We start from the raw sequence: 23,522 nt of genomic DNA, 5'->3' as shown, positions 1-23,522 counted from the left end.
CGCGCGGGTTACCCTTTGCGGCGCAGGCGGATTACCACGTCCACGCTGGCAATCTCGGCCCCGTCGGGGGCGTCGGGCAGGCGGGCGATTTCCAGTTGATCGGAGGGCGCGTCGCTGAGACGGTTTTCATCCTCCCAAAAGAAATGCGGGTGATCATGGGTGTTGGTGTCGAAATAGCTTTTCGATCCATCTACCGTGACTTCCTGAATCAAGCCCACGTCGCAAAACGCGCGCAACGTATTGTAAACCGTGGCCAGCGAAACCCGCTCTCCGCGCTTTTGCACCTCGGCGAACAGGCTTTCCGCCGTGACATGGCGATGCTGTCCATCGCCCACCAGCAAATCCGCCAGCGTGACGCGCTGACGGGTCGGGCGAAGCCCGGCTTGGCTAAGCCATTTCGATCCTGTGGTTGTCGCTTCCGCGTCCATTTCGCCCTCAATTCTCGAACTTCTGTATAATATAGGGTGCACGGCGGCCTGATTTCAAATAAATTTCAATCAAGCCCCATTGAGCGGCGCCCGGTCGACAGGCTTGCAAGCCGGTTTAGGGCGGTGATAGAGGGGGCGCGACCGTTTGAACATATCAATAAAAGGGGCCGCCTGCATGGCTGACTACCCACGCAGTTTCGACCGCGACGACCTTCTGAAATGCGCACGGGGCGAGCTTTTCGGCCCCGGCAATGCGCAACTTCCTGAACCACCGATGCTGATGATGGATCGGATCACCGATATTTCCGGCGATGGCGGGGCGCATGGCAAAGGCCATGTGGTGGCCGAATTCGACATCACGCCTGACCTTTGGTTTTTTGAATGCCATTTTCCGGGCAATCCGATCATGCCCGGCTGTCTGGGCCTTGACGGGCTGTGGCAGTTGACCGGCTTTAATCTGGGCTGGCGGGGCTGGCAGGGGCGCGGTTATGCTCTTGGCGTGGGCGAGGTGAAATTGACCGGCATGGTCCGTCCCGACCGCAAAATGCTGACCTATTACGTGGATTTCACCAAAGCCGTGCAAACGCGGCGTCTGACCATGGGCGTGGCGGATGGCCGGGTCGAAGCGGATGGCGAGGTGATCTATCAGGTCAAGGACATGAAAGTCGCGCTATCGGAAACCTGATACCAGACTAACAAGACTGCCCACAGGCAAAGCAAGGAGTGCGCAACATGCGTCGCGTCGTCGTAACAGGGCTGGGGATCGTGTCCAGCATCGGCAACAATGCCACCGAAGTTCTGGCCGCGCTGAAGGCCGGCACATCGGGCATCACCGCCAACGAGTCGATGAAAGAGCATGGCTTTCGAAGCCAGATCGCGGGCGCCGTCGATCTGGACGTGGCCGAGCATGTCGACAAACGCACCCTGCGGTTCATGGGGCCGGGAGCGGCCTATGCCCATATCGCGATGGGGCAGGCGATTGCCGATGCCGGGCTTGAGGAAAAAGACATCATCAACCCGCGCACCGGGTTGGTGGCCGGATCGGGCGGGCCGTCCACCTCGGCCATGCTGGCGGCGCATCAGACGGTTCTGGAAAAGGGCAGCCCGAAACGCATCGGGCCGTTCGCGGTGCCCAAATGCATGTCCTCGACGATCTCGGCGAACCTGTCCACGGCCTACCAGATCAAGGGTATCAACTATTCCATCACCTCGGCTTGCTCGACATCGCTGCATTGCATCGGCAATGCCGCGGAACAGATCATGATGGGCAAACAGGACATCATGTTTGCCGGTGGCGGCGAGGAACTGGACTGGACCCTGTCGTGCCTGTTTGACGCGATGGGCGCGATGTCCAGCAAGTATAACGACACGCCGGCATTGGCCAGCCGCGCCTTTGACGCCGACCGCGACGGGTTCGTGATTTCCGGCGGTGGGGGCATTGTCGTGCTGGAAGATCTTGACCACGCGCTGGCGCGCGGCGCGAAAATCTATGCCGAGGTGACAGGATACGCCGCCACCTCGGACGGGCACGATATGGTCGCCCCCTCGGGTGAGGGTGGCGAGCGCGCCATGCGTCTGGCCCTTGGCACCCTGCCGCAAGATCGCAAGGTGGGCTATATCAACGCGCATGGCACCTCGACCCCCGTGGGTGACGTGGGCGAGGTTGAGGCCGTGCGCCGCGTCTTTGGCGAGGGCAGCACCCCGAAGATCAGTTCGACCAAGTCGATGACGGGCCACAGCCAAGGCGCCACCGGCGCCCAAGAGGCGATCTATTGCCTGCTTGCGCTGGAGCATGATTTCATCATCCCGTCGATCAACGTCGCCACGCTTGACCCGGCTATTCACCCCGATGAAATCGCAACCACCCGCGTCGACAACGCCGGGCTGGACACGGTGATGACCAACAGCTTTGGATTTGGCGGCACCAATGGATCAATGCTTCTTAGTAAATATCACGGATAATTTGACATGAGCAATTCAATGCAGGGCAAGCGCGGCCTGATTATGGGGGTGGCCAATGACCGCTCTATCGCGTGGGGCATCGCCAAGGCGATGCACGACGCCGGGGCCGAGCTTGCCTTTACCTATCAGGGCGATGCCTTTGGCAAACGGGTGCAGCCGCTGGCCGAAAGCGTTGGGTCTGATATCCTGCTTGATTTGGACGTGACCGATGATGCCTCGCTGGACGCGGGCTTTGCCGAACTGGCCGAAAGCTGGCCGACGATTGATTTTCTGGTCCATGCCATCGCCTATTCGGACAAGTCCGAACTCACCGGGCGGTTCATCAACACCAGCCGCGACAATTTCAAGCACAGCCTTGAGATTTCGGCCTATTCCTTCATCGACGTGGCGCGCCGAGCCTATCCGTTGATGCGCGACAATGGCGGAACCCTTTTGACGATGACCTATCAGGGCTCGAACAAGGTTGTGCCGAATTACAATGTGATGGGCGTGGCCAAGGCGGCGCTTGAATCGGCCACGCGCTATCTGGCCAATGATCTTGGCCCCGACGGTATCCGCGTTAATGCCATTTCCCCCGGCCCGATGAAAACCTTGGCCGGTGCAGCCATCGGCGGCGCGCGCAAGACCTATAAACATACGGATCAAAACGCGCCCCTGCGCGCCAATGCCACGCTTGAGGCGATCGGCGGCACAGCGGTGTATCTGGCCTCTGATGCCGGGGCCTGCACCAGCGGCGAAGTCATCCACGTTGATGGCGGGTATCACGTGCTGGGGATGCCACAGGCCGAAAATCTGTAACGCTGGTCCGGGCCGTGCCCGCGATGCGGCCCGTTTGCATCACAAAGCGCCGCTGGCGCGGTGATCGATGACATCACCGCCACCAGCCCTTGTCTCAAGCATGGATAGGGGGCCTGACATCAGGGAACGGCCTTTGCGGCAACTGCAAAATGCCGCTGTCCGCCGTCAAGGATGGTGCAGGGTCTTGAGCTCTTGGTAATCTTCCAAGCCATGTGTGCCGCCTTCTCGACCGTTGCCCGATTGTTTATACCCCCCAAACGGCGAGCCGAAATTGACTGCGCCGCCGTTGATATGAACTGCCCCGGCCTTCAGACGCCGGGCGACACGCTCGGCGCGGGCCGGATCACCAGTCTGGATATAGGCGGCCAGCCCATAGGGGGTGTCATTGGCAATCTGAATGGCCTCTGCTTCATCCTCAAACGGCAGGACAACAAGAACCGGCCCGAAGATCTCTTCGCGGGCGATGCGCATGTCGTTGCGCACATCGGCAAAGATTGTTGGTTTGACATACCACCCGGTTTCGAACCCATCCGGTTTGCCCAATCCACCGGTCAAAAGCCGCGCGCCTTCGGCAAGCCCGGTCTCGATCATGGATTGGACCCGGTCGAATTGCAGCTTGTCGAACAACGGCCCCAGATGATCGCCTTCTTTGGCCGGATCGCCCACGGACATGGACTCGGCGGTTGCTTTCGCAACCTCAAGCGCGCGCTCGTAAATGCTACGCTCGACCAGCAAGCGGGTGGGTGCATCGCAGGACTGGCCGGTGTTGAACATGCATTCCTGCACCGATGCGGCGACCTGCGCGTCGATATCGCAATCGGCAAACACAAGATTGGGGGATTTCCCGCCCAGTTCCAGCGTCACGCGCTTGACTGTATCGGCGGCGTTCTTGGTGATCGCGGCCCCGGCGCGGGTAGAGCCGGTAAACGACATCATCTGAATATCGGGATGGCCGGACATGGCCGAGCCTGCAACCGCCCCATCGCCTTGGATCAAGTTAAAGACCCCTTTGGGATAGCCCGCCTCGTCAATCATTTCGGCATAGATCATCGCCGAGATCGGCGTGTGTTCCGAAGGTTTGAGAACGCAGCAGCAGCCCGTGGCAAGGGCCGGAACAACCTTGAGGGCGATCTGATTGATCGGCCAGTTCCACGGTGTGATCAGGCCACAAACGCCAATCGGTTCTCGCAACAGGGTATCGCCATTGCCAAGGTCTTCGCGCTCTGGCTGGTCGCGCAGGGCGTCGATGAAGCTTTCCAGATGTCCGATGCCCGAGGCCGCTTGTTCGTCGCGCGACATGGTCATGGGCGCGCCCATCTCCATGCTGATGGCGCGGGCAAGATCTTCGGCCCGGCGGCGGCAGACCTCAAGGAACCGCTCCAAAAGCTGTAGGCGTTCTGCCTTCGAGGTCATGGAGAAACTCTCGAAGGCGGTGGTTGCGGCGGCGACGGCTGCATTCACGTCTTGAACATCAGCCAACCGGATGTCGCCGATTTTCTGTTCTGTGGCCGGGTTCAGGACAGGAAAACCGCGGTCCGAGGATGGGGTCACCCACGCACCGTTAATGTAAAAGCGTGACAGGTTATCGGTGGAAAATGGTGTCTGTGTCATCTGCGAACGTGCTCCTGGATTGCCTGTGGTGCCTGACGCGGCGGATCATTTACCTTATCAGGGCCCGCCCGGCGCGGCCATCCCGGGCACGGCCAAGCTATGCGATCAGATCGGTTTTGGCGGTACCACTTCGTAACCGCGCTCTTCCGGCTCATCGTCAACCAGTTCGGCGGGGAACCCATCGGCAAGGACCGACAGGCCCGTCGCCTCTTCAAGGCGGCCGATGATATCGTCGGTGTTGGCGCGCTCACCGTACCGCGTTTGGCCGTCTTTCATGATGTCGATGATCATCGGCGATAATTCCAGCGGCACGTTGTTACGCTCGGCAATCGTTTGGAACAGGCCAATGTCCTTGAGGATCAGATCAAGGGTAAAGTTCACATCGCGCGCGCCGTTGAGGATAAGCTGGCTTTCCGTCTCATGCACAAAGCTGGTGCCCGAGGAAATCCTCATCGCCTCATAGGTGGTGGCAAGGTCCATGCCCGCCGCTTTCATGGTGACCAAGGCCTCGCAGCAGGTCAAAAGGTTTGCAGTGGCCAGATAATTGGTCATCACCTTCAAGGTCGAGGCGGTGCCCAGAGGGCCGGTGTGCAGCACGCGGCGGCCAAGTGTCGTGGTCAACGGCAAAACCTTTTCAAAGGTGTCCCGGTCGCCGCCAACAAAGATCGAGATATTGCCGGTTTCCGCACGGTGGCACCCGCCCGAGACCGGGCATTCTGCCGGCATGGCCCCCTTGGCGCGCACCAGTTCGCCAATACGCTCGACCTCGGCGGCGTCGGTGGTGGACATTTCCATCCAGACCTTGCCTTCGGACAGGCCATGCAAAATGCCATCTGGCCCCTCCATCACATCCGAACAGGCCTTGGGCGAGGGCAGGCAGGTGATGACAACGTCGCACATCTCGGCCATCTGTTTCGGCGTGTCGGCCCAACCGGCTCCAGTGTTGATCAACGCCTGTGCGGTGCTGCGGTCAAGATCATGCACAACCGTGTCAAACCCGTTGCGCACAAGGCTGCCTGCCAGCTTTCCGCCGACATTGCCAAGGCCGATAAATCCTACTTTCATGGTCTTATCCTGTTGTTATGCCTTGGGCGCGGTTTGCGCATCCGGCGAGATTGCTTGTGTCACCCCAGCCAAGGCTGAGGCGCTGTATTCGGCCTCTGCGCGATTTGGCGAGGCTAGGCGCTTTGACGTGTCGCCTCTTCAACGTCGCAACCCAGATGACCCTGTTTCGCCAAAACACGGTAGGTCGACCGCAAGGCCCCGCGATCAGTGTAGCAGCCGCGCAAATGCCGCTTGCCACTGTCGGCCACATAGCCCTCGCGGCCATGCACGATCCGGTGATTGTCAAAGATCACGCAATTGCCCGCCTCGGACCGGAAGCGCACCAGAAAACGCTCTTCCTGCATCATCTTCAGAAACTTGATGAAGGCCGGGTAGTAGCTGTCCAGCAGATCCTGCGGCAGGTCCATCACATCCTGAAGGTGCTGCGAAATGGTGACGCCGGTCACCCGTCCATCGGGATCGGTTTCGATCACGCGCTGATGGGCGCGGTAATCCCAGTTGTCGTGGCGATAGAAAAACGGAATCTTGTTGTCGGCCAGCAGGCGGAACGCTTCGGGGTCTTCCTCGCGCAGGGCTTCGGCCACGGCGGCCCCGTCGAGAAACAGCGAAAGCCCGCCGTCCACGGTGTTTTCCATGCAATGCAGGAATTGAACGCCGGGGGCGGCCTCTTCTCCGGGCAGGTCGGTGTGCATCTCCAGCGGCCCGGCGGTAAAGGCCAGATTGGTCGGCTCAATCTCGACGCGCACATCGAAAAACAGCCCTTCGGCCGATGGCGTGATCGGCCCGATGGCATCCACAAGGCTGGGCAGGCTGTCATCATTGGCCGCCATGTCGGTGACGATGGCGATCCCGTCTTCGATCAGGGCGCGGGTCAACTGCGCACGGGCGTCCGGGTCGCTCAGCACGGCCTGTTGCGGCACGCGTGTAAAGTGCGGCTCTTGGTCTGCGTACCAAAGCTTGGGCGAAATATCTGCGGGGTCTTCGGTGCGCCCACGGCCGGCGAAGGTTTCCAGCAGCGACAGCGGAATCTGACTGATCTGACTTTCTGCTTGCCATTCGATCACCAGCGCGTCGCCTTCCAGCCGCGCGGCGCGTGCTTGCGGCAGGTCTGGCAAAGAGGCGACATCGAAGATGCGTTCGCGGGTCTGGCTGTCAATGCAGCTGGGGCATGCGTCGCGCAGCCAGCAGTAGTTGAAATAAACCTCTTCCGATGACAGGGGAACGGTCAGGCCGCTAGGGCTCAGGGTGATTTGGGTCATGATTGTGCTCTGATGTTTAAAGGTCAGGTGGCGTAGTCGGCGTTTTCGTGATCAAGGATCGCGCGGATCGCGGCCAGATGTGCCTCGGCCTGTCCGGGGTAATCCTCAAGCTCTTGCGCGGTTTTTTCGGCGATGTTTTCAGGGATCAGGCGCAGCGGCTGCCCGGTTTGCAAGGCGCGGATATATGTCTCGGCGGCGCGTTCGAAATAGTAGAGCCGGTTGAACGCATCAGCGACGCTATCGCCCAGAACCAGAACACCATGATTGCCCATCACCATCACCTTTTTGGATGGGTCCGTCAGCATTGCGGCGCAGCGTTCTCCTTCATCCTCGAAGGCCAGACCGCCGAACTGATCGTCGATCACCACGCGGTTGTAAAACGTGGCTGTATTCTGATCAATCGGGGGCAGGGTGCTGTCTGCCAAAGAGGCCAGCACGGTTGAAAAAATGGAATGCGCATGCATCACACAGCGGGCATGCGGACAGCGCCGATGAATAGAGCCATGCAGCCCCCAAGCAGTGGGGTCGGGGGCGTCGGGCCGGTTCAACGCATCCGGGTCGTTGGCATCCAACGACAAAAGCTCCGACGCCCGAATGCGTGAAAAATGTGCTTGGTTTGGATTGATCAGGAACTGCGAGCCATCGGCGTTGGTGGCAACGCTGAAATGATTGGCCACGGCCTCGTGCATGTTCAGCCGTGCGGTCCAGCGAAAGGCGGCGGCCAAATCAACACGTTCTTGCCAGTGACTTATATTTTTTGCGGCATCCAAACTCATCGCGGTCCCTCCGCTGCGCCGGGCCTCGGCCATCGGCATTTCAAGGGTCTTTGACGCGCTGGGCGGCGGCAAAGGACATTACTTGCAGCAGATATGCATGAATTGAAGGCTTGCGTAAAATGATTAAAAAAAGCATTTATACCCAAAAATATTTGGTGGTAAATGTCCCCACGTCTGCCCAATCTGGTTTGGCTCAGAACCTTTGAAACAGCGGCGCGCCTGCAAAATTTTACGCTGGCGGGCAAAGAGTTGGGGCTGACGCAAACCGCTGTCAGCCTACATATCAGATCGCTGGAAACGGCGCTGAAGCGGCAATTGTTCGTGCGTCAGGCCCGGCATCTGCAACTGACCTCTGAAGGAGAGGCCTATTTGCTGTCGATCAGTCAGGCCTTGGGGGATATCCGCGCCGCGACAACAAATCTTTTTGGCGTCGAAGAGCAGCAGCTGATCACCGTGCGCGCGCCAATATCGACCACGGCGCTGTGGCTGGCCAAGCATCTACCGGATTTCAAAGCCCAATATCCAAACATCAGCGTAAGGCTTGTGTCTACGATCTGGGCCAGTGCCGCGGCCGATGAGGATATTGATGTCGATCTGCGATTGGGGCGGAGCGAAGAACATGACGGCCCAAGCGAGGTGATTTCAACCGAGACCGTCATCCCGGTTGTGGGGCTGCAACGGCTTGAGAAGATCGCAGATGCGCGCGACCTCAGGGATCAGCCGCTGATTTACATCCTTGGATATGACGACACTTGGACGCGCTACTTTGCCGCCGCCGGTCTTGAGCCGCCGGAGGCCGCGCCCGCCTATTCGGTGGATACCAGCATGGCCGCGCTGGCGCTTGTCTCGGCCAATGCCGGTTGCGCGGCGATTCTGACCCGGTTTGCCCGGCAGGCGACCTTGGCGCACCATCAGATCGGCATGATCGGCCCGCCGGTTGCATTTTCGCAGTCGCATTACCTTACCCGGCCCAAGAACCGCAGGAAACACAAACCGGAAGTCCGCCTTTTTGAAGACTGGTTGAAACGTCGATTTGCCGATGAGCCGTAGTTACACCCTGCTGGTCAGTCCGTTGGGTCGTGCATCTGTCTGACCAACGGTTGCATGCTGGCCGGACAAGGCTGGCTCAGAACCACTGGCCCGGTTCCATCAATCCCAGATCCAGCAATTGGCGCGAATGCCAGTCGAACCGGGTGGAGTTGTGCCACTTGAAGGTATCGATATCGAAGGTCGAGCCGGGGTTGCGCTTGAGCGCCTTGGCGGTGCGAAACGAGGCGATGGCTGCGGTCAGGTTGTTGTGCCACGGGCAGGCATAGGTGTTGTATTCTTCATCGGAAAACGTGTGATCGTCGCGCAGGGTCAGGCCGGGTTTGGCCTTGAACAGGGCGATCCGGTCGATCTTGCGGCGCGGGGCGGGGATATGTTCCTCATAGCGCCAGCGCAGCCCGCCGTAGAAATCCAGTTGCCGGTCCTTGGGGTGGTTGTGATTGTCCGGGTCGTTGCGCGCCAGCGCGTAATAGCCCGATTTGTCCATATGCGCGTCTTCCAGCGAGACCGCATCGGGATAGCGGCCCAGATCCCCGGCATAGAGATCAACCACATAGCTCAGCATCGCGTCGCGCCGCTCTTCGGTGTGGAAGGTCAGCATCTCGCCCACGGTGCGGGTTTCACAATACGGATAGAACAAGTATTCGCCGTTGAAACAGTAATACATCCACAGCCCCGGCGCAGCCTTGATGATCTGGTTGACGGCCCCGGCGAAATCGCCGGTCGCCACAACACTGTGGGTGACGCGATGCACCTTTGCGGCGACATCTTCGGCCAAGACAAACCCCTCGGGCATCAGGGCCAGCACCGACGCAAAGCCGCAATCCAAATGGTGGCGCAGCGTGCTGTTCACCTCGATATCGTCCTCGATCAGCACAATCGCGACAGGCCCTTTGGCAAGCGCCGTGTCTGCGCCGCGCGCTACAAAGTCATCAAGACTGTCAAACTGCATCTGTATTCCCGCTTTTTTGGTAAAGTCGGGCAATTCGGTGCGCATTGCAAGACACCCCCGACATGATGTAGGACGCGGCCTTGTAACAAGGCAGGAACTGCGCGCATGTCGGACCCCAAAAAGCTGTTCATCAAGACCTATGGCTGCCAGATGAATGTCTATGACAGTGAACGCATGGCCGAGGCCATGGGTGGCGCGGGCTATATCGAAACCGATAGCCCCGATGACGCCGACATGATCTTGCTCAACACCTGCCACATCCGCGAGAAGGCGGCGGAAAAGGTCTATTCCGAACTGGGCCGGTTCCGCGTGTTGAAAGATGAAAACCCGGATCTGAAAATCGGTGTGGCGGGCTGCGTCGCACAGGCCGAGGGGCAAGAGATCATGCGCCGCCAGCCGCTGGTCGATCTGGTCGTCGGCCCGCAATCCTACCACCGTCTGCCGCAGATGGAGGCCAAGACGCGTGCGGGGGAAAAGGCGCTCGATACCGACTTTCCGCTTGATGATAAGTTCGAGGCGCTGAAAACCCGTGGCCCCAAGGCCAAGCGTGGCCCCACCGCATTCCTGACCGTGCAGGAGGGCTGTGATAAATTCTGCGCCTTCTGCGTGGTGCCCTACACCCGCGGTGCCGAGGCCAGCCGCCCCGCCGCCCGGATCGTGGATGAAGCCCGCGAACTGGTGGATCGCGGCGTGCGCGAAATCACCCTGCTGGGCCAGAACGTGAACGCCTATCATGGTGCTGGCCCCGATGGCTCGGACTGGTCGCTGGCGCGGCTGATCTGGGAGTTGAACAAGATCGACGGGCTGCAGCGTATCCGCTTTACAACCTCGCATCCCAACGACATGACCGATGACCTGATCGAGGCGCACGGCACCTGTGAAAAACTCATGCCTTACCTGCACTTGCCGGTGCAATCGGGCAGTGACCGCATCCTCAAGCGGATGAACCGCAAACACACCGCCGACGCGTATATCCGCCTGATCGAACGCATTCGCGCTGCGCGTCCTGACATCTTGATGTCGGGTGATTTTATCGTTGGCTTCCCGGAAGAGACCGAAGCGGATTTTCAGGCCACCATGGACCTGATTGAAGAGGTCAAATACGGCTACGCCTATTCCTTCAAATACTCCACTCGGCCCGGCACCCCGGCGGCCGAGCGCGCGCAACTGGACGAAGACGTGAAAACCGAGCGCCTGCACCGCTTGCAAGACCGGATCACCCATCACCAGCGCGCCATTCAAGATGCGATGGTTGGGCGCACGGTGGGCGTGTTGTTTGAAAAGCCGGGCCGCTTGCCGGGGCAGATGGTTGGGAAATCCGACTACTTGCACGCTGTGCACGTGGCCGAGTGCAACCTGAAACCGGGGGATCTGGCGCGGGTGGAAATCACCGAAAGCGGCTCGAATTCCTTGGCGGGCCGTCTGGTCGGCTGATTGTCTTAATGGCGCGCCGCGCGCAGATCTTGCGCCGAATGCGCCGGCGGTCAAACCACCACCTTGGCACTGTTTCCAGATACGACACAATATCTAGTGAATTTTCCTTCACATTAAATCTAAAGTTGCTAAACTATTTGGATAAGCTGGCGTAAAAGATGATTGTGGCATCGGCGCCGGGCAAATGGGGGAACTGGTGAAAAGGGGCGGTACCATTATGAAAGTGAATTCAATTTCAATATCCCGCGTTCTGGGGGGGCTTGCTGCCGTCGCCCTTGGGCTTGCGGCCATGGCCGAGGCCGGGCTGGCACAGCAGGGGGCAACGCGTGATCAAGGGCGAACGCTACGTTCCCACGATCTGGGTGGACCCGGACGGGTGTGAACACTGGGTCATGGATGACGGTGTAGAAGGCTACATGTCGCCGCATGTCAACCGGCAAGGCATCCCGGTGTGCCGCACCATGAATCACTGCGGCACCTTGAACACCGATCAATATTTCGCAACCGACAGTGCTCGGCTCAGCAGTTCGGCGCAGCAAAGCCTGCAAAACTTTTTCCAGCAGACCCAAGCTGTATCATACACGATCGTAGGCCACACCGACAGCCGCGCATCGGATGAATACAACATGAAACTCTCGTATCGCCGGGCCAATGCCGTTGCTGGCGTCGCCCGTAAGATGGGCGCTCGGATTGCGGATGTCCGGGGATACGGCGAACGCATGCCAAAGGCATCCAACAACACGGCTGACGGGATGGCGCAAAACCGTCGCGTTGAAATCATGTGCTGGCGCTAAGGGGAATACTGATGAAACTGGTTAAATTTTTTAGCGTCTTCCCCGTTCTGGGGCTTTTGGCGGCATGTGATGCCGGACCGGACAAAACCGTAGATAGACAGATGTTTGACAAAAAACATCTCAGCCAACTTCAAGCCGGGATCTGGGTTGATCCCAACGGTTGCGATCACTGGATCATTGATGATGGCGTCGAAGGCTACCTGTCGCAGCGTCTGGATAAATACGGCAAGCCTGTGTGTTCCGGCACCGCGCCGCCCACCGTCGCGACGGGGGATTTCAAAGGCGGGTCCACTAGCTTGTTTGGCGATCCCTTGTGATAGGTCCAAAGATGACAGGAAATCAGCCGCAGGTTTATTGCCTGCGGCTTTTTTTGTCTCATATCCATGACAAATCGCATCCCGTGCTTGCGCCGGACCCGGCAACTTGGCACGCTCATCCTTGAACCTTTGCGCAGGAGAACTGATTGGTCACGACCCAGCTGCCCCCGCCGTCCGGCCCCGAGACATTGCACGAACAGGCCGTCGAATTCCCCGATAACCGCTTGCTGATTGATCTCTGCGGCGAGTATGACCGCAATCTAGCCGATATCGAACGCACGTTGGGCGTTCAGATCCTGCGCCGGGGCAATCAACTGGTTGTTATTGGCAGTGAAGCCGAAACGATCACGGCGGTCGAGGTGCTGCGCGCCCTCTACCAGCGGCTTGAAACCGGCAAGGCCGTCGAATCAGCCGATGTCGACCGCGAATTGCGCATGGGGAACGACACTGTCGAATCCGGCACGCGCGACGGCGACCAACTGGAAATGTTCAAGGGTGGCCGGGTTGAAATCAAGACCCGAAAAAAACTGGTGGAACCGCGCACCGATGCGCAAAAGGCCTATGTGCAATCGCTGTTCGGCAATGAGCTGGCCTTTGGCATCGGCCCGGCCGGCACCGGCAAAACCTATCTGGCCGTCGCGGTGGGCGTGTCGATGTTTATCGAAGGCCATGTCGATCGCATCATCCTGTCGCGCCCCGCGGTCGAAGCGGGCGAAAAGCTGGGCTATCTTCCCGGCGACATGAAAGACAAGGTCGACCCCTACATGCAGCCGCTTTACGATGCGCTGAACGATTTCCTGCCGGGCAAGCAACTGGCCAAACTGATCGAGGAAAAACGCATCGAAATCGCGCCGCTGGCGTTCATGCGAGGCCGCACATTGGCCAATGCCTTTGTCGTGCTTGACGAGGCGCAGAACGCCACCTCGATGCAGATGAAAATGTTTCTCACACGGCTGGGCGAAGGCTCGCGCATGGTGATCACCGGCGATCGCAGCCAGGTCGACCTGCCGCGCGGCGTCACCAGCGGCCTGCATGACGCCGAACGCCTGCTGCGGCATATCCCCAACATCGCCTTCAATTATTTCACGGCGCGCGACGTGGTGCGCCATCCTCTTGTCGCCGCGATCATCGAAGCGTATGAGGCCGACAGCGCAACCGGGTAAACCCCCTGCGCAGGGGCACAAACCTGCCCTTCTTCTGTTTTGAAATATCCCGGGGGTCCGGGGGCTGGCCCCCGGCGACAGGCCATATGCTGACCGACACGATCATCGAAGACGACCGCTGGCAAACCGCCGATCTGCCCGCCTTGGCCGAACGCGCGGCGCAGGCCACGTTGCGGCACCTGTCACTGGACCCCGCCCTATGGGAGATCGCGGTGCTGGGCTGCGATGATGTGCGGATTGCCACGCTCAACGCGGATTTCCGTGGCAAGCCCCAGCCCACCAATGTGCTCAGTTGGCCCGAGGATGACCTCGGCCCCGACACGCCGGGTCACCCTCCCGCGCCGCCCACGCCAGAGGGCGGCAAGGGGCCGTCGCATCTGGGGGACATTGCCATCGCCTTTGACACCTGCCAGCGCGAGGCGCAGGAGGCCGGCAAACCAAGTACCGATCATATCACCCATTTGATCGTGCACGCGGTGCTGCATTTGCTGGGCTACGACCATATCCGTGACCAAGATGCCACCTTGATGGAAGAAACCGAGGTGGCCATACTTGGCAAACTCGGGGTTGATGACCCATATTAGCATCGTAGCAGGCCCGATGACGGCCTTTGTGACCACTGGAAAAAGAGAAAATGGGCGACAGTACAGACGACTCCTCTATCGCGGCGCACAGCGCGCAGTCCGACACCGGGCATGATGAAGACGAGGATCAGGGCGGGTTTTTCCGCCGGATCATCGGGGCGTTCAGCCCCACCGACGGAACCGAAGGTGCCGAAGATCAGGCCGACCATCCGGTGCAGCATGCCGTGCCGGGCCTGCGTAACCTGCGGGATATGGCGGTCGAGGATGTGGCCATTCCCAAGGCCGAGATCGTCTCGGCCCCGGTAAACGTCAGCAAGGACGACCTTGTCGATCTCTTTCGCGACAGCGGCATGAGCCGCCTTCCGGTCTATGACGGCACGCTTGATACGCCGATCGGCATGATCCACCTCAAGGATTTTGCCCTGCGCCACGGCTTTAACGGGCAGGCGGCCAAATCCGACTTTTGCCTGAAACAGATGCTGCGGCCTTTGCTGTTCGTTCCGCCGTCCATGCCCATTGGCGTGCTGTTGCAAAAAATGCAGGCGGAACGGCGGCATATGGCGCTGGTGATCGACGAATATGGCGGTGTGGACGGGCTGGTGACCATCGAAGACCTGATCGAACAGGTCGTCGGTGAAATCGAAGACGAACACGATGTCGACGACGATCAGTATTACACCCGCGAAAGCCCGGGCTGCTATCTGGCCGTCGCCAAAACCCCGCTGGATGAGTTCGAACAGGAAATCGGTCTGTCCCTGACCGACACCGAAGAGGTGGACGAAGAAGAAATCGACACGTTGGGTGGGCTGGTCTTTATGCTGTTGGGGCGTGTGCCGGTGCGCGGTGAGGTGGTAGAACACCCCTCGGGCGCGGTGATCGAGGTGATGGAGGCCGACCCCCGTCGCATCAAGCGCCTGCGCGTGCGTCTGCCCGGCCATACGGATGGCTGACAGCCGTCTGCTTGCTGTTGCGCGCCGCGCGGCGGCCCTACGGGCAGGGTATCGCCTGCCGCTGGCGGCGGGCCTTGGGGCTGTGGCCGGGCTGGGGCAGGCGCCTTGGGGCCTTTGGCCGCTCAGCATTGCGGCCTTGGCTGTGGTCTACGCCCTTTTTACGCAGAGCGCCGGGTGGCGGCGGGCCGCCGTGTTGGGCTGGGCCACTGGCACCGGCTATTTCGCGCTGTCGCTCAGTTGGATCGTCGAGCCGTTTTTGGTCGACGTGGCGCGCCACGGCTGGATGGCACCCTTTGCGCTGGTGGGGCTGAGCGGCGGTCTGGCGCTGTTTTGGGGGGCGGGCTTTGCGCTAGCCCGCATCACGGGGCCGCGTGCCGTGGGCTTTGTCGCGGCGCTGACACTGGCTGAGGCGGCGCGCACTTACCTTCTGACGGGCTTTCCATGGGCGCAAACCGGCCACGCCCTGATTGACACCGCATGGCTTGGTTGGGCCGCGCTTGGTGGCGCGCTTGTCTTGTCGGCGGTTGCGCTGTCCGGGGCATCGGCGCTTTGGCATATATTGACCGGGCCACGCCTGTCTGCTGGTGCGACGTTTGTGGTGCTGGCGGCGCTTTATGCGGGTGGCGCGGCACTGACGCCGCTGCCCAATACCCCGCCCGATGCGCCTGTGGTGCGGCTGGTCCAGCCGAACGCGCCCCAGCATCAGAAATGGGATCCGGCGCATGTTCAAACCTTCTTTGATCGCCAGATCACCTTCACAGCTGCTGGCGCTGACCGGCCACGCCCTGACCTGATCGTCTGGCCGGAGACGGCGGTGCCGGTTTTGTTGCACCGCGCGCAGCCCACTTTTGATGCGATCTCGCAGGCGGCGGGCGCGGTGCCGGTTGTGTTGGGCTTGCAACGCAGCGATGGGCGACGCTTTTACAATTCGCTTGTGATGCTGGATCAGGCGGGCACCGTGGCCGCGGTGTATGACAAACATCACCTTGTGCCCTTTGGCGAATACATCCCCTTTGGCGATCAGTTGCAGCGCCTTGGCATCGGGGCCTTTGCTGCCCGGCAGGGGCATGGCTATTCCGCTGGTCCGGGCGCGCAGGTGATCGGTTTGGGGGATCTGGGCCGCGCCTTGCCGCTGATCTGTTACGAAAGCGTCTTTCCGCAGGATCTGCGCGCCGCGACCACGCGCCCCGATATGCTGTTGCTGATCACCAATGACGCGTGGTTCGGACAGGTGTCCGGCCCCTATCAGCATCTCGCGCAGGCGCGTTTGCGCAGCGTTGAACAGGGTTTGCCGATGATCCGCGTCGCCAATACCGGCATTTCCGCCATGATCGACCCGGCAGGGCGTGTGATCGCGTCGCTGCCTTTGGGGCAGGCGGGCTGGCGCGATGTGCCGCTGCCCGCGCCGCTTGCGCCGACACTTTATGCGCGAACGGGTGACATGCCTGCCATACTTCTTGCTGTGCTGGCGCTGTCAGTGTGCCTTGTGCGGAACAGACGCAGGGTGCCCGCCAGATAGCGATTGACGCGCCACGGACACCCGCGTAACCAAGCTAAACCCGTCACAACGGCTTCCTGGCGTGACGGCAGACATCAATGGAGCACCAAACACATGTCCCGACAGAATTATATCTTCACCTCCGAATCCGTTTCGGAGGGCCACCCCGATAAGGTCTGTGACCGGATTTCGGACGCCATCCTTGACGCCTTGATCGCCGAGGAGCCCAACGCCCGCGTGGCGGCCGAAACCTTTGCCACATCCGGCATGGTCGTGGTCGGCGGTGAGGTCGGGCTATCCGATCACGAAATCCTGCGCAACTATATGGGCCGGATCCAGCAGATCGCCCGCGATTGCATCCGCGACATTGGATACGAGCAGGAAAAGTTCCACTGGAACACCTGTCATGTGCTGAACTTCCTGCACGAACAATCCGCCCATATCGCCCAAGGCGTCGATCGCGACGGGGCCGGGGATCAGGGCATCATGTTTGGCTATGCCACGAATGAAACCGATGCGCTGATGCCCGCACCAATCCAGTTTTCCCACGCCATCCTGCGCCGTCTGGCCGAGGTGCGCAAATCTGGGGTCGAACCCACGCTGCGGCCCGATGCCAAAAGCCAATTGTCGCTGCGCTATGAAAACGGCAAGCCGGTCGAGGTAATGCAAATCGTGCTCTCCACCCAGCACGAAAGCGAAGATCAAACCAGCGATGATATCCGCGCCATCGTCGAGCCGTATATCCGCGAGGTTCTGCCCGCGGAATGGATCACCGACAAAACCGAATGGTGGGTCAACCCGACCGGCACCTTCGTAATCGGCGGCCCCGATGGCGATGCGGGCCTGACCGGGCGCAAGATCATCGTTGATACCTATGGCGGGGCCGCGCCGCATGGCGGCGGTGCGTTTTCGGGCAAGGATCCGACCAAGGTTGACCGCTCGGCAGCCTATGCCGCGCGCTATCTGGCGAAGAACGTCGTGGCCGCCGGTATGGCCGAGCGGTGCACATTGCAACTGTCCTATGCCATCGGTGTGGCCAAGCCGTTGTCGATCTACGTCGACACCCATGGCACCGGGCAAGCGAACGAGGCCGAAATCGAAAAGGCCATCCGTCAATCGATGGACCTGACCCCGCGCGGTATTCGCGAGCATCTGGACCTCAACAAGCCGATCTACCAGCGAACGGCGGCTTATGGGCATTTCGGGCGCGCGCCCGAAGCCGATGGCGGCTTTAGTTGGGAAAAAACCGATCTTATCGAAACGCTGAAAAAATCTGTCTGATTTGGGGCAGGGCCGGGGCTGATGTCCATGATGGGCGCAGACCTCGGCCTGCCAATCAGGTTTCGTAGAACATCCTTGTCTCTTTCGTCCGGTTCGCAAAAATACATGACCCAAGACAAACACCCCTCTGGCGCCCCATGGCGCAATTTTTACGGCCGGTTCAAAGGCAAGGGCCTGCGCAAGTCGCAAGAGGCCTATCTTGATCAGGACTTGGAGAAATTGTCGCCCGGCGCCGTCGGGTGGGACGTGAACCCAGACAGGGAAGCCCTTGATTTAAAATCTCTTTTCGGGGATCGCGATGTCTGGCTTGAGATTGGGTTTGGTGGCGGCGAGCATATGGTGCATCAGGCCGTCCAAAATCCTGATGTCGGCATTATCGGATGCGAGCCGTATATCAATGGTGTGGCCATGCTGTTGGGCAAAATCCGCGAGTCCGGGGCGCAAAATATCGCGGTTCATCCCGGCGATGTCCGTGATATGTTTGATGTGTTGCCAGATCACAGCATCTCGCGCGCGTTCCTGCTATATCCTGACCCATGGCCGAAAAAGCGCCATCATCGGCGCCGCTTCGTTACGCCCGAGCATTTAGGGCCTTTGGCCAGAGTGTTGAAAACCGGGGCAATTTTCAGGGTGGCAACGGATATCCCGGATTATGTGCGCCAAACCTTGGAACAGGTGCCGCAGCACGGTTTCGAGTGGCTGGCCGAACGGCCCGCCGACTGGCGCGCGCCGTGGAACGACTGGATTTCCACGCGCTACGAGGAAAAAGCACTGCGCGAAGGCCGCACGCCGCATTACCTGACCTTCGTCAAAACCTGACTGTAACAACGCCGCGTAAGCCGTTGTTTTGTTTTGATTACACATCCAGCCTGTCAGCCAACCGGCCCAACATGTCGACGCATTGCTGCAACTGGTCAAGCGACACATATTCATCGGGCTTATGCGCCTGATCAATCGAGCCCGGACCACACACCACCGCCGACATGCCGTATTGCTGAAATATCCCCGCTTCGGTGCCGAAGGGCACGACATCTGCAGTGTTGGCTCCAGTCAATTCCATCATGATTTGTTTGGCTTCGTTTTCATCTGCGGGTTCCAGCCCGTCGACCTCGCCGATCACTTCGGTCGTGATCTCGGCGTCCGGGCTGATCGACCGCATGGCTGGCAGCAATTCCTCGGCGCAATAGCGCGACAACTCATCCTTCACAAACTGCGCATCGGCGGTTTGCACGGGCCGCATCTCCCATTCCAGCTTGGCAATCGAGGCGATCACGTTATGCGCCACACCGCCGATCAGGCTGCCGGTGTTGATGGTTGTCCAGGGTGGGTCAAATCGGCTTCCGGCGGGGGCGCGGGCGCGTAGGGCGTCTTTCAACTCTAGCAGGCGGTTGACGTAGCGGGCGGCGTATTCAACCGCGTTCACGCCTCTGTCGGGGGAGGAGCCATGCCCGGCAAGCCCATGAAAATGCGTGGTATATTCGTAGCAGCCTTTATGGCCTTCGATGATCCGCATCATTGTTGGTTCACCGATGATCGCCACGCCGGGCCGGATGCCTTTTTGTTTCAGGCTGTCCACAAGGGCCTGCGCCCCGAAGCATCCAACCTCTTCGTCGTAGGTAAAGGCAAAATGCACGGGTCGATCGCGGACGCGTTCGGCAAAATAGGGGGCCATGGCGACGGCGGCGGCGATAAAGCCTTTCATGTCACAGGTGCCGCGCCCGTATAAAAGGCCTAAATCTTCTGTCATTTCAAAAGGGTAGCTGGCCCAGTCCTGTTCATCCACGGGCACCACGTCGGAATGGCCCGACAACACGATGCCACCGTCCATGTCCGGCCCGATGGTGGCAAAAAGATTGGCTTTGTGGCCGATTTCATCATGAAAAATGTCCACCCGCGCCCCGTCTGCCTCAAGCCGGTGCGCCAAATAGGCGATCATGTCCAGATTGCTGACCTCCGAGACCGTCGGAAAAGCAATCAGGTCTCCAAGAAGCGCAACGGTATCAGCAAGTTGTGTGGTCACGACGGCCTCTGGATTAGGTGAAAAGTTTGGGCGACTTTGTTGCCCCGATCGCGCCCCGTCAAGCCGTATTTGTTGGCCAAGCGTGGGTCTGACCGTAGTCGCATGTTTGTGCGGGATTACAGCTCATGTTGCACAAAAGACTCACGATGGGCGGATTTTGCAGAAAAATGGCCGAAATGTGGCGTGCCTGACCTGATTTTGCGGTTTTCCGTCAAAATCCCCTAGCGATTGTATTGGTTTTCCTGTATCGATTTTGAAGAGGATCAATGTAGCGTCCACCAAACGAGGCGCCGCGGATCGAGGTAGAGTGGTGAGTGTAATGAAGGCTATTGAGTATGTGGCCCGCGCAGATGCGGGCAGTGTGTATCGTGGATCAATCCCTGAGGGGGATGAGGTCACGGTGATCCCTGCGGCAAATGGGCAGGAAATCTCTCTTAATCTCCGGCAAATCGACATAGAGGGTTATCAGCGGGACGGGGGCAACCTGATCCTGTCGCTGGCGGATGGCCGCGTTGTCGTGCTTGAAGGGTATTTCGGGGCCGATGGTGCCACGGGCAGCCGATTGTTCATAAGTGCCGATGGCTATCTCAACGAGGTCTCTCTGGTCGAAGGGTCCGATGGCACGCTGTATGCACAGTATGGCCCAACCGAAACATGGGGCAAGTGGAGCCCGTCTGATGAGCTGATTTTCCTTGAGAGCACGGACGTGGCCGGACCGGCTGGCGCGGCGGGCGGCGACGAGGTGTCGATGCTTGGTGCAGGGCTGCTTGGCTTGGGTGGTTCGGGCCTGTTGGGCGCGGCCGGTGTTGGTGTGGCTGGTTTGGCGGCGACCTCGTTGCTGGCAGGTGGCAGCGACGGAAGCGGCAGCGGCGGTGTCGGTGGCGGCATCATTGGCGGGCCTCCGCGGATCGAGCCTGTCGTGAACGAAGACGCCCCAATCGTGATTGGCGGCGATGATGCCTCGGATCCGTCGATCACCATCACCGGCGAGGCCGAGCCGGGCTCGGATATCGAGGTGAGCATCGGTGACAAGACTGTCGATACATCCGCGAATGATGACGGCGAGTGGGAGGCGACCTTTGAAGGGGACGACTTCCCCGAGGATGGCGAATACGATGTCAGCGCGACCGTGACCGAGCCTGATGGCACGGAAACCACGCTGGACGGGCCGTCCATCACTATTGACACCACCGCGCCCGACGTCGGGGTGACCGATGGTTTGGTGTCGAACGGACATATCGTGAATGATGACGATTTCCGCGACGGTGTGGAAATTGCTGGCACGGGTGAGGTTGGCGCGACTGTCGAGGTGACCATCGACGAGGTGACAGAGACTGTCCAAGTCGGTGAGGATGGCACGTGGCGGGTTGAGTTTGATCCCGACGATCTGGAAGAGGGCGATTACGACAAAGACGTCACGATCGTGTCAACCGATGGGTTCGGCAATAGCTCCACGATCACCGAGACCATTTCCATCGATACGATCTACAATGATTTGCAGATCAACGCCGATCAGGTCGGCGACAACGGGCTGGTCAACAAGGATTGGGCCGATGACGAGGGCCTTGTCGTGACAGGCATGTCCGAACCGGGCGCGACCGTTGTTGTGTCGATGGGTGACCAAAGCACAACTGTTACGGCCGTTGACGATGGGTCGTGGGAGGCCGAGTTTGACCCTTACGCCTTGCCCGACACACAATACGACGCCACCGTCACGGCGCGCACGGTGGACGATGCCGGCAACGTAACCGAGACATCGGAAACTATCCGTGTCGATCTTGAAGTGCGCGATTTCAGCCATCAGGCAGAGATCGGCGGTTCGGACGGCGTGATCAACAGCAGCGAAATTTCCGATGGCTTCACCCTGACCGGCACGGTCGAGGATGGGCAATCGACCGTCACGCTCAAATTCTTTGACGAGGTGGTCGAAGCGCAGGTGAACGCCGACGGGACATGGACCGCCAGCTTTGACGGCAATCAGATTCCGCCGGGCGAGTATACGCAGGATGTGCAGATCATCGCGCAAGACACCGCCGGCAACACCCGGACACTAACCCAAGCCGTCGAGGTGGATACCGAAGCCGGCAGCCTGACCCTGAACGGCGACGCGGTTGGCAATAATGGCGTGATCAATCATGAAGTCTATGAAGATGGTGTGATGGTCACCGGCACCGCCGATCCCGGCGCGTCCGTCGTCGTCACCTTGGGTGATGTCGATTACACAGTGCAGGCCGATCAGACCACCGGCGAATGGCAGCAATTCTACGATACAGCCGATCTGGTGCCCGGCGATCACAACCCGGAACTGACCGCCACGATCACCGACGAGCATGACAACAGCTATTCCCTTAGCCATATGCTGAAGGTGGACACGCTGGTTGATGATTTGTCGATGGCTGCGCCCACCGGCATGCCGATGACAGCCGATGGCATGAACGTCATCAATCAAAGCCTTGCCGATGGTGGGTTCGAATTGACCGGCACGGTCGAACCCGGCTCGCAAGTCTGGGTCGAGATTGACGGCGTTCCGGCGCGTGTTTCCGTGGATCAAGACAGCGGTGACTGGACGGCGGTGTTTGATGGCGGCGTGATACCCGGTGGCACCCGTGAGGCGGATATGATCGTCCGGGTCCAAGACCCGGTTGGCAACCTCGACAACATCGACGGCCGTGTGTTGATCGACACCGAGGTCAAGAACCTTGCCCAAGGTGAAACGGTGGGGGCGGTCAACGGCTTTGCCAATCTCGACGCGGCGCGCGACGGTCTGGAACTGACCGGCACGGTCGAGCCGGGCTCGGAGGTTGAGGTGGATATCTTTGGCGAAACATATCTCGCCACCGGTGACAGCACGGGCGCATGGTCGATCACCGTGCCGCGCGGTGATATTCCCAATGACGAGGGCACCGCACAGATGACCATCCGCGCGACCGACACTACGGCAATCCCGGCACGGCCACAGGGCAGGTCGCCTATGATATGGTCGCGCCCGGAGAGCCCTTGGTGCGCTTTGTCGGCGAAGAGTTGGACGGCGGCTACAGCGTGGTCGGCACAGACGCGACGGGCGACACCGTGTCGTTCCACCAGATCGACGAAGGTGGCGTGACCCCGCTGGAGGTCACGGGCACACCGGTCGGTTCGCAAACCTATCACACCTTCGTTGACGGGTCCGGCAACTCAGCCCCGATCCCCGATGGCTCGCAGCTTTTGGTGACATCGACAGATCAAGCAGGCAATGCCTCGTCCACATACTTGGTCCTTGACGAGGTGAACGCCACCGATGTTGATCTGGCCAACCCGGCGCTGAATGGCTTCAATGTGGAAACCATTGACCTGAGTTCGCGTGGCGCCAGTGGCGAGTTGACGATCACCGAAGAGCAATTGCTGGCCCTGTCCGACAACAGCGACACGCTGACGGTTCGTGGCGGTGGCGACGACAAGCTGACGATCGACGGCGCGCAACCGGTGACCGGTTCGGCGGATGAGCCTGCGGGCTTCGACATCTACAGCCTTGGCGATGATGCGACGATCGTGGTCGACGAGGATATCGACATCGTCACCTGATACGTGATCGGGCCGCGCGCGG

Annotated in this window: 22 protein-coding genes and 1 riboswitch; of the genes, 15 read left to right on the top strand and 7 right to left on the bottom strand. The window is 60.1% G+C overall.

What is annotated here, in order from left to right:
• Window positions 1-8: 8 nt before the first annotated feature.
• Complete coding sequence (gene irrA, locus HAT86_RS05040; RefSeq protein ID WP_167194051.1) at window positions 9-428, bottom strand: iron response transcriptional regulator IrrA; 420 nt, start codon at window positions 426-428, stop codon at window positions 9-11.
• Between the two features lie 175 nt (window positions 429-603).
• On the opposite strand from irrA, the gene fabA reads away from it, so the two are divergent.
• Genes fabA through HAT86_RS05025 form a run of 3 tightly spaced genes read left to right on the top strand, consistent with a single transcriptional unit; the run spans window position 604 to window position 3,188 of the window.
• Window positions 604-1,113: a bifunctional 3-hydroxydecanoyl-ACP dehydratase/trans-2-decenoyl-ACP isomerase gene (fabA, locus tag HAT86_RS05035; RefSeq protein ID WP_167194049.1), complete on the top strand. Its 510-nt coding sequence runs from the start codon at window positions 604-606 to the stop codon at window positions 1,111-1,113.
• Between the two features lie 47 nt (window positions 1,114-1,160).
• On the top strand, window positions 1,161-2,390 hold the full coding sequence (gene fabB, locus HAT86_RS05030; RefSeq protein ID WP_167194047.1) for a beta-ketoacyl-ACP synthase I: 1,230 nt from the start codon (window positions 1,161-1,163) through the stop codon (window positions 2,388-2,390).
• Window positions 2,391-2,396: 6 nt separating this feature from the next.
• Window positions 2,397-3,188 (top strand): enoyl-ACP reductase FabI, encoded by a 792-nt coding sequence (locus HAT86_RS05025; protein ID WP_167194045.1) that lies wholly within the window; start codon window positions 2,397-2,399, stop codon window positions 3,186-3,188.
• 165 nt (window positions 3,189-3,353) lie between these two features.
• Here the strand turns inward: HAT86_RS05025 and HAT86_RS05020 are convergent, their stop codons facing one another.
• The 4 genes from HAT86_RS05020 to HAT86_RS05005 form a co-directional block, all read right to left on the bottom strand.
• Entirely contained in the window at window positions 3,354-4,799 is a 1,446-nt protein-coding gene (locus HAT86_RS05020; RefSeq protein WP_167194042.1) for an aldehyde dehydrogenase family protein, read from the bottom strand.
• 105 nt (window positions 4,800-4,904) lie between these two features.
• On the bottom strand, window positions 4,905-5,864 hold the full coding sequence (locus HAT86_RS05015) for an NAD(P)-dependent oxidoreductase (protein WP_167194040.1): 960 nt from the start codon (window positions 5,862-5,864) through the stop codon (window positions 4,905-4,907).
• Between the two features lie 113 nt (window positions 5,865-5,977).
• Window positions 5,978-7,123 carry a TauD/TfdA family dioxygenase gene (locus HAT86_RS05010; protein ID WP_167194038.1) on the bottom strand — a complete coding sequence of 382 codons (1,146 nt, stop codon included), beginning with the start codon at window positions 7,121-7,123 and terminating at the stop codon, window positions 5,978-5,980.
• A 23-nt stretch (window positions 7,124-7,146) separates the two neighbouring features.
• The gene (locus HAT86_RS05005; protein WP_167194036.1) at window positions 7,147-7,899 is read right to left on the bottom strand and encodes a class II aldolase and adducin N-terminal domain-containing protein; all 753 of its coding nucleotides are present in this window, start codon (window positions 7,897-7,899) and stop codon (window positions 7,147-7,149) included.
• 162 nt (window positions 7,900-8,061) lie between these two features.
• Here HAT86_RS05005 and HAT86_RS05000 point away from each other — a divergent pair, with 162 nt between their 5' ends.
• On the top strand, window positions 8,062-8,949 hold the full coding sequence (locus HAT86_RS05000) for a LysR substrate-binding domain-containing protein (RefSeq protein WP_167194034.1): 888 nt from the start codon (window positions 8,062-8,064) through the stop codon (window positions 8,947-8,949).
• A 76-nt stretch (window positions 8,950-9,025) separates the two neighbouring features.
• Here the strand turns inward: HAT86_RS05000 and HAT86_RS04995 are convergent, their stop codons facing one another.
• A complete protein-coding gene (locus HAT86_RS04995; protein ID WP_167194032.1) occupies window positions 9,026-9,898 on the bottom strand; it encodes a hypothetical protein in 873 nt (290 codons plus the stop codon).
• Between the two features lie 105 nt (window positions 9,899-10,003).
• Between HAT86_RS04995 and miaB the strand changes: the two genes are divergently transcribed.
• The 9 genes from miaB to trmB all read left to right on the top strand — a co-directional run bounded on the left by miaB (window position 10,004) and on the right by trmB (window position 18,738).
• Window positions 10,004-11,332, top strand: coding sequence for a tRNA (N6-isopentenyl adenosine(37)-C2)-methylthiotransferase MiaB (gene miaB / locus HAT86_RS04990; RefSeq protein ID WP_167194030.1), 1,329 nt, complete (start codon window positions 10,004-10,006; stop codon window positions 11,330-11,332).
• 326 nt (window positions 11,333-11,658) lie between these two features.
• On the top strand, window positions 11,659-12,126 hold the full coding sequence (locus HAT86_RS04985; protein ID WP_331272501.1) for an OmpA family protein: 468 nt from the start codon (window positions 11,659-11,661) through the stop codon (window positions 12,124-12,126).
• A gap of 11 nt (window positions 12,127-12,137) precedes the next feature.
• Window positions 12,138-12,443 (top strand): hypothetical protein, encoded by a 306-nt coding sequence (locus tag HAT86_RS04980; protein ID WP_167194028.1) that lies wholly within the window; start codon window positions 12,138-12,140, stop codon window positions 12,441-12,443.
• Between the two features lie 146 nt (window positions 12,444-12,589).
• A complete protein-coding gene (locus tag HAT86_RS04975; RefSeq protein ID WP_167194026.1) occupies window positions 12,590-13,606 on the top strand; it encodes a PhoH family protein in 1,017 nt (338 codons plus the stop codon).
• A gap of 86 nt (window positions 13,607-13,692) precedes the next feature.
• Window positions 13,693-14,190, top strand: a complete 498-nt coding sequence (gene ybeY, locus HAT86_RS04970) for an rRNA maturation RNase YbeY (RefSeq protein ID WP_167194024.1) — start codon at window positions 13,693-13,695, stop codon at window positions 14,188-14,190.
• 50 nt (window positions 14,191-14,240) lie between these two features.
• Window positions 14,241-15,140, top strand: coding sequence for a hemolysin family protein (locus HAT86_RS04965; protein WP_167194022.1), 900 nt, complete (start codon window positions 14,241-14,243; stop codon window positions 15,138-15,140).
• Window positions 15,133-16,659, top strand: coding sequence for an apolipoprotein N-acyltransferase (gene lnt, locus HAT86_RS04960; protein WP_167194020.1), 1,527 nt, complete (start codon window positions 15,133-15,135; stop codon window positions 16,657-16,659). Before HAT86_RS04965 ends, lnt begins: the two co-directional genes overlap by 8 nt.
• Window positions 16,660-16,696: 37 nt before the next feature.
• Window positions 16,697-16,744: riboswitch (SAM-SAH riboswitch) on the top strand.
• 8 nt (window positions 16,745-16,752) lie between these two features.
• Window positions 16,753-17,919, top strand: coding sequence for a methionine adenosyltransferase (gene metK, locus HAT86_RS04955; RefSeq protein WP_167194018.1), 1,167 nt, complete (start codon window positions 16,753-16,755; stop codon window positions 17,917-17,919).
• Between the two features lie 105 nt (window positions 17,920-18,024).
• Complete coding sequence (trmB, locus tag HAT86_RS04950; RefSeq protein WP_167194016.1) at window positions 18,025-18,738, top strand: tRNA (guanosine(46)-N7)-methyltransferase TrmB; 714 nt, start codon at window positions 18,025-18,027, stop codon at window positions 18,736-18,738.
• A 37-nt stretch (window positions 18,739-18,775) separates the two neighbouring features.
• Here trmB and argE read toward each other — a convergent pair whose 3' ends face one another.
• The gene (gene argE, locus HAT86_RS04945) at window positions 18,776-19,939 is read right to left on the bottom strand and encodes an acetylornithine deacetylase (RefSeq protein ID WP_167194014.1); all 1,164 of its coding nucleotides are present in this window, start codon (window positions 19,937-19,939) and stop codon (window positions 18,776-18,778) included.
• A gap of 319 nt (window positions 19,940-20,258) precedes the next feature.
• On the opposite strand from argE, the gene HAT86_RS04940 reads away from it, so the two are divergent.
• Window positions 20,259-23,042: an Ig-like domain-containing protein gene (locus tag HAT86_RS04940; RefSeq protein ID WP_167194012.1), complete on the top strand. Its 2,784-nt coding sequence runs from the start codon at window positions 20,259-20,261 to the stop codon at window positions 23,040-23,042.
• Window positions 22,940-23,500: a hypothetical protein gene (locus HAT86_RS04935; protein WP_167194010.1), complete on the top strand. Its 561-nt coding sequence runs from the start codon at window positions 22,940-22,942 to the stop codon at window positions 23,498-23,500. Before HAT86_RS04940 ends, HAT86_RS04935 begins: the two co-directional genes overlap by 103 nt.
• Window positions 23,501-23,522 lie beyond the last annotated feature (22 nt).

Source organism: Roseovarius gahaiensis (assembly GCF_011601345.1).
GTDB classification, from domain to species: domain Bacteria; phylum Pseudomonadota; class Alphaproteobacteria; order Rhodobacterales; family Rhodobacteraceae; genus Roseovarius; species Roseovarius gahaiensis.
Note: the sequence above shows the minus strand (reverse complement) of the source record. Positions and strands in the feature narration are given on the sequence as shown.

Excerpts from the sequence above, each read along its gene's own strand:
- ybeY (WP_167194024.1), top strand. The coding sequence starts at position 13,693 with ATGCTGACCGACACGATCATCGAAGACGACCGCTGGCAAACCGCCGAT.
- HAT86_RS05010 (WP_167194038.1), bottom strand. The coding sequence starts at position 7,123 with ATGACCCAAATCACCCTGAGCCCTAGCGGCCTGACCGTTCCCCTGTCA.
- HAT86_RS05015 (WP_167194040.1), bottom strand. The coding sequence starts at position 5,864 with ATGAAAGTAGGATTTATCGGCCTTGGCAATGTCGGCGGAAAGCTGGCA.
- fabB (WP_167194047.1), top strand. The coding sequence starts at position 1,161 with ATGCGTCGCGTCGTCGTAACAGGGCTGGGGATCGTGTCCAGCATCGGC.
- irrA (WP_167194051.1), bottom strand. The coding sequence starts at position 428 with ATGGACGCGGAAGCGACAACCACAGGATCGAAATGGCTTAGCCAAGCC.
- HAT86_RS04940 (WP_167194012.1), top strand. The coding sequence starts at position 20,259 with ATGAAGGCTATTGAGTATGTGGCCCGCGCAGATGCGGGCAGTGTGTAT.
- trmB (WP_167194016.1), top strand. The coding sequence starts at position 18,025 with ATGACCCAAGACAAACACCCCTCTGGCGCCCCATGGCGCAATTTTTAC.
- HAT86_RS05000 (WP_167194034.1), top strand. The coding sequence starts at position 8,062 with ATGTCCCCACGTCTGCCCAATCTGGTTTGGCTCAGAACCTTTGAAACA.
- HAT86_RS05025 (WP_167194045.1), top strand. The coding sequence starts at position 2,397 with ATGAGCAATTCAATGCAGGGCAAGCGCGGCCTGATTATGGGGGTGGCC.
- fabA (WP_167194049.1), top strand. The coding sequence starts at position 604 with ATGGCTGACTACCCACGCAGTTTCGACCGCGACGACCTTCTGAAATGC.
- HAT86_RS05020 (WP_167194042.1), bottom strand. The coding sequence starts at position 4,799 with ATGACACAGACACCATTTTCCACCGATAACCTGTCACGCTTTTACATT.
- HAT86_RS04980 (WP_167194028.1), top strand. The coding sequence starts at position 12,138 with ATGAAACTGGTTAAATTTTTTAGCGTCTTCCCCGTTCTGGGGCTTTTG.
- HAT86_RS04965 (WP_167194022.1), top strand. The coding sequence starts at position 14,241 with ATGGGCGACAGTACAGACGACTCCTCTATCGCGGCGCACAGCGCGCAG.
- miaB (WP_167194030.1), top strand. The coding sequence starts at position 10,004 with ATGTCGGACCCCAAAAAGCTGTTCATCAAGACCTATGGCTGCCAGATG.
- lnt (WP_167194020.1), top strand. The coding sequence starts at position 15,133 with ATGGCTGACAGCCGTCTGCTTGCTGTTGCGCGCCGCGCGGCGGCCCTA.
- metK (WP_167194018.1), top strand. The coding sequence starts at position 16,753 with ATGTCCCGACAGAATTATATCTTCACCTCCGAATCCGTTTCGGAGGGC.
- HAT86_RS04995 (WP_167194032.1), bottom strand. The coding sequence starts at position 9,898 with ATGCAGTTTGACAGTCTTGATGACTTTGTAGCGCGCGGCGCAGACACG.
- HAT86_RS05005 (WP_167194036.1), bottom strand. The coding sequence starts at position 7,899 with ATGAGTTTGGATGCCGCAAAAAATATAAGTCACTGGCAAGAACGTGTT.